Source organism: Yersinia aldovae ATCC 35236 (genome assembly GCF_000173735.1).
In the GTDB taxonomy this organism is placed as follows: Bacteria; Pseudomonadota; Gammaproteobacteria; order Enterobacterales; family Enterobacteriaceae; genus Yersinia; species Yersinia aldovae.
Genome location: NZ_ACCB01000070.1, coordinates 1 through 6,710, shown reverse-complemented (window position 1 = coordinate 6,710; position 6,710 = coordinate 1). Strand labels below are relative to the sequence as shown.

Below are 6,710 nucleotides of genomic sequence, written 5' to 3'. Positions count from 1 at the left end.
GATAAAGTAATCACTGAACGAATAACAACCGAAATAGGATCCGATCAAATCCAACATCAACCAAAACCCAATCTGATATGCTATCCCCGGTTCTACCTTTAAAAGTCACAAAGAGAGAAAACTATGAGTCACTTCTTCGCTCACCTATCCCGCTTAAAACTGATCAATCGCTGGCCGCTGATGCGTAATGTCCGCACTGAGAATGTTTCTGAGCACAGTTTGCAGGTGGCATTTGTCGCTCATGCATTGGCTATCATCAAAAACCGTAAATTTAATGGCAATCTTAATGCCGACCGTATCGCACTGCTGGCGATGTATCACGATGCCAGTGAAGTGATCACCGGTGATTTGCCAACCCCTATCAAATATTACAACCCACAAATTGCGCATGAATACAAAAAAATAAGAAAAAGTCGCCCAGCAGAAATTGATCGAAATGCTGCCCGCCGAGTTACAGCAGGATTTCCGCTGTCTGTTGGATGAACACTATTACAGCGAAGAGGAAAAAGCACTGGTTAAACAAGCTGATGCCCTGTGTGCTTATCTAAAATGTCTGGAAGAATTATCCGCAGGTAACAACGAATTCATCCAAGCCAAGGCACGGCTAGAGAAAACCCTCGCCATGCGTCAAAGCCCGGAAATGGATTATTTTATGGAAATTTTCGTGCCCAGCTTCAGCCTATCATTAGACGAAATCAGCCTCGATTCACTGGATTAAAGTTGAAATTGATTTTCAAAAGCACATTTGAGCTGCCGAATAAAATTAGCCAAAGTCATTGGCATTACAGGTAGGCAGCCAGTGAGCACATCCCGATGAGCTGACTCTAGTCAGTGATTCGGGTGCGCAAACACAGCTAACAACCCTGTAACGCCAAGGGCGAAGGATAATCAGAATGGGAACAGCACCGGCACCACCATCACACTAACAATCATGACTAATATCGTAAACGGTACCCCGATGCGGATAAAATCACCAAATTTATAACCACCTGGCCCCAATACCAGGGTATTAACCGGGGATGAAACCGGCGTCATAAAGGCCGCGGATGCGGCGATACCGATAATCATCGCGAATGGATACGGGGAAAGCGACATCTCACGAGCGGCAGCGATGGCAATCGGTGCCATCAACACCGCTGTCGCGGTATTGGAGATAAATAGCCCGATGGTGGCACACAGCACAAATAAGCACAGCAACATCACTCTCGGCCCCATGCCGCCCGCCACATCCATTAGCCCCTGCACAATCAAATCTACCCCACCGGTTTTTTGCAGCGCTTGCGCAAAGGGCATCATCCCAATAATCAGGATCAAGCTCGGCCAATGGATTGAGCGATAAGCACTTTCCATGTCAATACAGCGAAACTGCCCCATCAACAAACACGCCACCAACGCCGCTATCACATTTGGCACCTCGTCGGTCATCATCATGGCAACCATCAACGCCAGACAGAATAATGCATGTGGGGCTTGCGAAATGGCGGGTGCCACTTCATCCACTTCAGCAGGTAGGTTTAGCACGATAAAGTCACGGGTTTTAGCCTGTAACTGACGGATCAACTTCCAGTCACCGATAACCAGCAAAATGTCACCAAATTGCAGTTTGTCATCAACCAGCTTGCCTTCCAATGTCTTGCCATTACGGCGGATACCCACCACATTCAGGCCATAACGGGTGCGGAAGGTGACTTCACGTAAACTTTTCCCTAATAGCGCAGAATCAGGAATCAGAGAAACTTCAGCCATCCCGACGTTACGGGCCTGTTCGGAGAAATATTCGCCGCGCAGCACCATCGGCTCCAGCATTTGCTCAGTACAGAACTCACGTAAATCTATGTCGCAATCAGACATATCAATCAGTAAGACATCATTCTCATGCAATTCAGACGAACCGGTGGCGCTGACCATCACCCGCCGAAAACGTTTCCAGCGTTCAATCCCTACCACGTTCGCACCATAACGGGCGCGCAGATGCAGCTCATCAAGCGAACGGCCAATCAAAGGGGAATCGTGACGAATCGCCAGGCGGCGGGCGCGGCCGGTAAGTTTATAATCGCGGATAAGATCACGGAAGGTACGGCGCTTCCATTGCTGCTCTCTTTCTGAACTTTCCTGTTTCCCCCCCAGCCAGTGGCGGGCAACTAACATGTAGCCAACCCCCATCAGCAAAATGATAATGCCAATCGGTGTCACGCCAAAGAAACCAAAACCTTTGATGCCCTCGCGCAATAATTCACTGTTGACCACCATATTAGGCGGCGTTGCCACCAACGTCATCATGCCGCTAATCAGCCCGGCAAAGCTTAATGGCATCATCAGCCGCCCCGGAGAGATCTTCATTCGACTGGCGACACTTAATACCACCGGGATAAAAATCGCCACCACGCCGGTCGAACTCATAAAAGCGCCCAATCCAGCGACCGTGACCATTAATAGCGCCAACATTTTGGTTTCGCTGTGGCCGGCCACTTTGACCAACCAATCACCCACCTGATAAGCGACGCCGGTTCTGACCAGCCCTTCACCAATAACAAACAGCGCGGCGATCAAAATAACATTGGGGTCACTAAATCCGCTGGTGGCTTCACCTAATGACAACGTGCCGCTCATCACAAAGGCAATTATCACCAACAGAGCCACAACATCCATACGCAATTTATTGGTGGTAAACAGTACAATAGCGATTAAAAGTAGCGTCAATACCCACAATAGTTCGCTGTTCAAAATGGCCTCGCTGGCTACAAGTGAAAGGGAATATCCGGCTCTGGCAGTAAAACATTAAAATCAATGCCGACCGCTGTCTGAGATCAATAATGGCTGCAAATTTATGTGCTTACTATCCCACAATCGCATTATCGTGTTTTTTTCTAAAAGAAAATTCTGCAATTTGTGATGCAATATTTAGCCAAAAATAAAACTTACCCCGCGTATTCAGAGCCATTTAACCGACTGACTATACAGAGAATAGTCTATTGTAGGCAGGTCATTAGGGCATTATCGGCAGGGGCAATTGCAGATCGTCCGCTCGCCATTTTTTACGGTTATTCACTATGCGATAAAGTTTGGGCTAAACCACAGAATCTTCACCGTTTGCCATCACAGATAGCGCAGTAAAAACCAACAAAAAGAGCGCCATCCGGCGCTCCCAGTGGAGAGAGTAAGGCATCTCGATAGTGCTTAATCTAGCCGCACGACCCGCGCACCCTGAGCCGTACTGTCAACGCGAATTTGTGCCAGCGAACTTAGCACCAGATCAACTTGAGCGAGTTTAGGCGTATCGCTTGGGGCATTAACCGCAATCACCTGACAGCCTGCTGCCAGGCCCGATAAAATCCCAGCGGGGGCATCTTCCACCACGATACAATCCGCAGGTGCTAAGCCTAAACGCTCTGCCCCCAACAAATATGCATCTGGTTGAGGTTTACCGTGTTTTACCTGCTCGCAGGTGATAAACACCTCAGGCAGCGGCAAGCCCCCTGCGGCACGGCGGGCTGAAGCCACCGGAACCGAGCCGGAGGTGACGATAGCCCACGGGATAGATAAGTTGTTCAGTCGTTCTAGCAATGCCACCGCCCCCGGTAGCGCGGTGACGCCGTCAGTGTCATTGGCTTCAACTTGTTCCAATGCCAGAAACTCGGCTTGCAGTTCGGCATCACTCGCACCCGGCATAAAATGGCGTAAAGAGGTAATGGCTTGTTTACCGTGGATAAAATCCAGCACTTCAGCGGGGCTAATGCCACGGCTCTGTGCCCAGCCAATCCAGGCTCGTTCAACCACCGGCAGTGAGTCAACCAGAGTTCCATCTAAATCAAAAAGAAAACCTTTACACTCCACAAGCACATCCTCTTAAAACGTCAATCAGGCATTAATAATTTGCGAAATTTCAACCGCACTCAGGTGATATTGGCGTGGGCATGATTGCCAGATAGCCAGCATACGTTGGTATTTGTCCCACATTGGGGTTTGGGAATTGAAACCGTGAGTTCCTGAGTCAAAATGGGTATAGCGGCCTTCGGTATTCACCATAAAGCGCACGTAACTCAGGTAACGGGACTCAGTGGCAGCATCAAAACCCAGGAAGGCGACACGGCGTTCATCCAGTTCCTGCTTCTCTTTCAGGTTGCCCCAAGAGACTTGCAGCGCGTGATGCATCTCCATGATATTAATGATAGTACGGCAAGTCTCTTCGCTCATTTCACCAAAATCGCGATCCAGTTCACGCATCTGTAAACCAAAACCACGTTCGACGATAGTTTGCTGGCGGCGATAACGCTCAGCGTTTTCTGGATCCAGCATCGTCATCATCTTGTACTGATTCGACAGAATGAGTCGTTGGGCGTTTGTCATATCCATCACTAAACTCCTAAGGCATAAATAATGAGGAAATCATCGCACACAGAGTCGTGGCATACTTTGATTTGACAGGGGATTTTGCACAGGGAATTACCGGGCGCAGGAAAACCCAGTCAGAAACCCGATAACAAGCCGCCGTTACAAATCATCAAGAAACGTTTTATCCAACTGTTTAAAGGCACGTTTCAGCACGTCAGCCAAAGATTGGTAAGTCGGCGTTTGTTCAACAGGTGCGACGGCTTGCCCAGCTTCGGCCAGCTTGTTACGGACATCGTGGAACCACTGGAGTAATGTTGGCGGGAGCGGCGTGATTGCCCGTTTACCTAGCCACCATAATCCTTGCAGCGGTAAGCCGCAGGCGAAAAGAGCGGTAGCAATTGCTGGCCCCAGTTGACCGCCCAGCGCTATCTGCCAGGTTAGGGTAAAGATTGCCAGCGGTGGCATGATGCGAATGCCAAAACGAGTTGCTGTCGCCACGCGATTCTCCGCAAACACCGGTGCCAGGCGTTTATCCGCCGGCCAGGTCTTCATATAGTGCTGGCCGCGCTGGAGTACCTGAAACCAACTTACGGAATCAGAAGGTTCTGTTGTCATGGCTCACCTCAACTTCACAAACAAAGATTAAAATTTTTTTTGCAATCCACAAACTAAAAATTAGTCTGTTAAATATATTTTGTTTTTAGGCCGCGCTATCGGTATCCTAACTAGGCCTTTTGGCCGCTAGAAGATGATGCTATTTATGTCAACTTTTCGCAGCATTTAAATCATTTTTGTTAAATCGTACCGATTTTTATCACCAGGCTTTAACGCTAGTTCTTAATGTTTAATCGGCGGTTTTTCTATCATCATGCCTTTTTTGCTATCGCATGATGTTAATCATTAATGTCGACGCCAATATGCGCTACGCTTTTGGTTAGATTGACGTTTTATTAACCTCGTGTTTTCGCTGTTTTTGTCCCCTCGATACAATATAGGTATCGGTCATACAAAAACAAACGCCGAACACGACTATAAATAGGTACTTCCATGTCGAGTAAGCTAGTACTGGTTCTTAACTGCGGTAGCTCTTCCCTTAAATTTGCTATCATCGACGCGACCAATGGTGAAGAACACCTCTCTGGTTTAGCCGAATGCTTCCATCTGCCGGAAGCCCGTATCAAATGGAAACTGGAAGGCAGCAAACAGGAAGCAGCATTGGGTGCTGGTGCAGCACACAGCGAAGCACTTAACTTCATTGTTAATACTATTCTGGCACAAAAACCAGAGCTTTCTGCACAGTTGACTGCAATTGGTCACCGTATTGTGCATGGCGGCGAGAAATTCACCGCATCAGCAATCATTACCGACGAAGTACTGCAGGGTATCAAAGATTCCTCCTCGTTTGCACCACTGCATAACCCTGCTCACCTGATCGGTATCGCTGAAGCATTGAAATCCTTCCCGAATCTGGCTGATAAAAATGTCGCCGTGTTTGACACCGCTTTCCACCAGACTATGCCGGAAGAGTCTTACCTCTACGCCCTACCGTACAGCTTATACAAAGATCACGGTATCCGTCGTTATGGTGCGCACGGTACCAGCCACTTCTATGTGAGCCAGGAAGCGGCAAAAACCCTGAACAAGCCACTGGAAGAGCTGAACGTCATCACTTGCCATTTGGGCAACGGTGGCTCAGTGACTGCGGTGCGTAACGGTAAATGTGTTGATACTTCTATGGGCCTGACGCCACTGGAAGGTCTGGTGATGGGGACTCGTAGTGGCGATATCGATCCTGCCATCATTTTCCATTTGCATGATGCATTGGGCATGAGTGTTGAACAAATCAACAAAATGCTGACCAAAGAGTCTGGCTTGTTGGGCCTGACTGAAGTCACCAGCGATTGCCGTTATGTTGAAGACAACTATGCAACCAAAGCCGATGCTAAACGTGCAATGGACGTATTCTGCCACCGTCTGGCGAAATATATCGGTGCTTACACAGCACTGATGGATGGTCGTCTGGATGCCGTGGTATTCACCGGTGGTATCGGTGAAAACGCCGCGATGGTACGCGAACTGACACTGGACAAACTGGGCCTGCTGGGCTTTGAAATTGATCACGAACGTAACATGGCCGCGCGCTTTGGTAAGTCTGGCACTATCACCAAAGATGGCAGCCGTCTGGCTCTGGTTATCCCAACCAATGAAGAGCTGGTTATCGCGCAAGACGCTTCTCGTCTGACCGCATAAGAATTTTTGACATATACCCAAAGTCATTGGAGTTGCAGGTAGGCGGCAAGCGAATAAATCCCGATGAGCTTATTTACTTTAAGGTCAAAGACTAGTCAGTGATTCGGGTGCATGAGCGTAGCCAACAA

At 48.6% G+C, this 6,710-nt stretch carries 5 protein-coding genes and 1 pseudogene; 2 read left to right on the top strand and 4 right to left on the bottom strand.

Annotated elements, in window-relative coordinates; genetic code table 11:
* The first annotated feature begins 123 nt into the window (after nt 1-123).
* Nucleotides 124-718 (top strand): annotated as a pseudogene (yfbR, locus tag YALDO0001_RS18795) (5'-deoxynucleotidase).
* Between the two features lie 170 nt (nt 719-888).
* Here the strand turns inward: yfbR and YALDO0001_RS18790 are convergent.
* The 4 genes from YALDO0001_RS18790 to yfbV form a co-directional block, all read right to left on the bottom strand.
* Entirely contained in the window at nt 889-2,724 is a 1,836-nt protein-coding gene (locus YALDO0001_RS18790; protein ID WP_004705537.1) for an SLC13 family permease, read from the bottom strand.
* A gap of 453 nt (nt 2,725-3,177) precedes the next feature.
* Nucleotides 3,178-3,834 (bottom strand): sugar phosphatase, encoded by a 657-nt coding sequence (locus YALDO0001_RS18785; RefSeq protein ID WP_004705536.1) that lies wholly within the window; start codon nt 3,832-3,834, stop codon nt 3,178-3,180.
* A 24-nt stretch (nt 3,835-3,858) separates the two neighbouring features.
* On the bottom strand, nt 3,859-4,353 hold the full coding sequence (locus YALDO0001_RS18780) for a YfbU family protein (RefSeq protein ID WP_042546454.1): 495 nt from the start codon (nt 4,351-4,353) through the stop codon (nt 3,859-3,861).
* Between the two features lie 138 nt (nt 4,354-4,491).
* The gene (yfbV, locus tag YALDO0001_RS18775) at nt 4,492-4,947 is read right to left on the bottom strand and encodes a terminus macrodomain insulation protein YfbV (protein ID WP_042546455.1); all 456 of its coding nucleotides are present in this window, start codon (nt 4,945-4,947) and stop codon (nt 4,492-4,494) included.
* Nucleotides 4,948-5,379: 432 nt separating this feature from the next.
* Between yfbV and ackA the strand changes: the two genes are divergently transcribed.
* Nucleotides 5,380-6,582: an acetate kinase gene (ackA, locus tag YALDO0001_RS18770; RefSeq protein WP_004705533.1), complete on the top strand. Its 1,203-nt coding sequence runs from the start codon at nt 5,380-5,382 to the stop codon at nt 6,580-6,582.
* Nucleotides 6,583-6,710 lie beyond the last annotated feature (128 nt).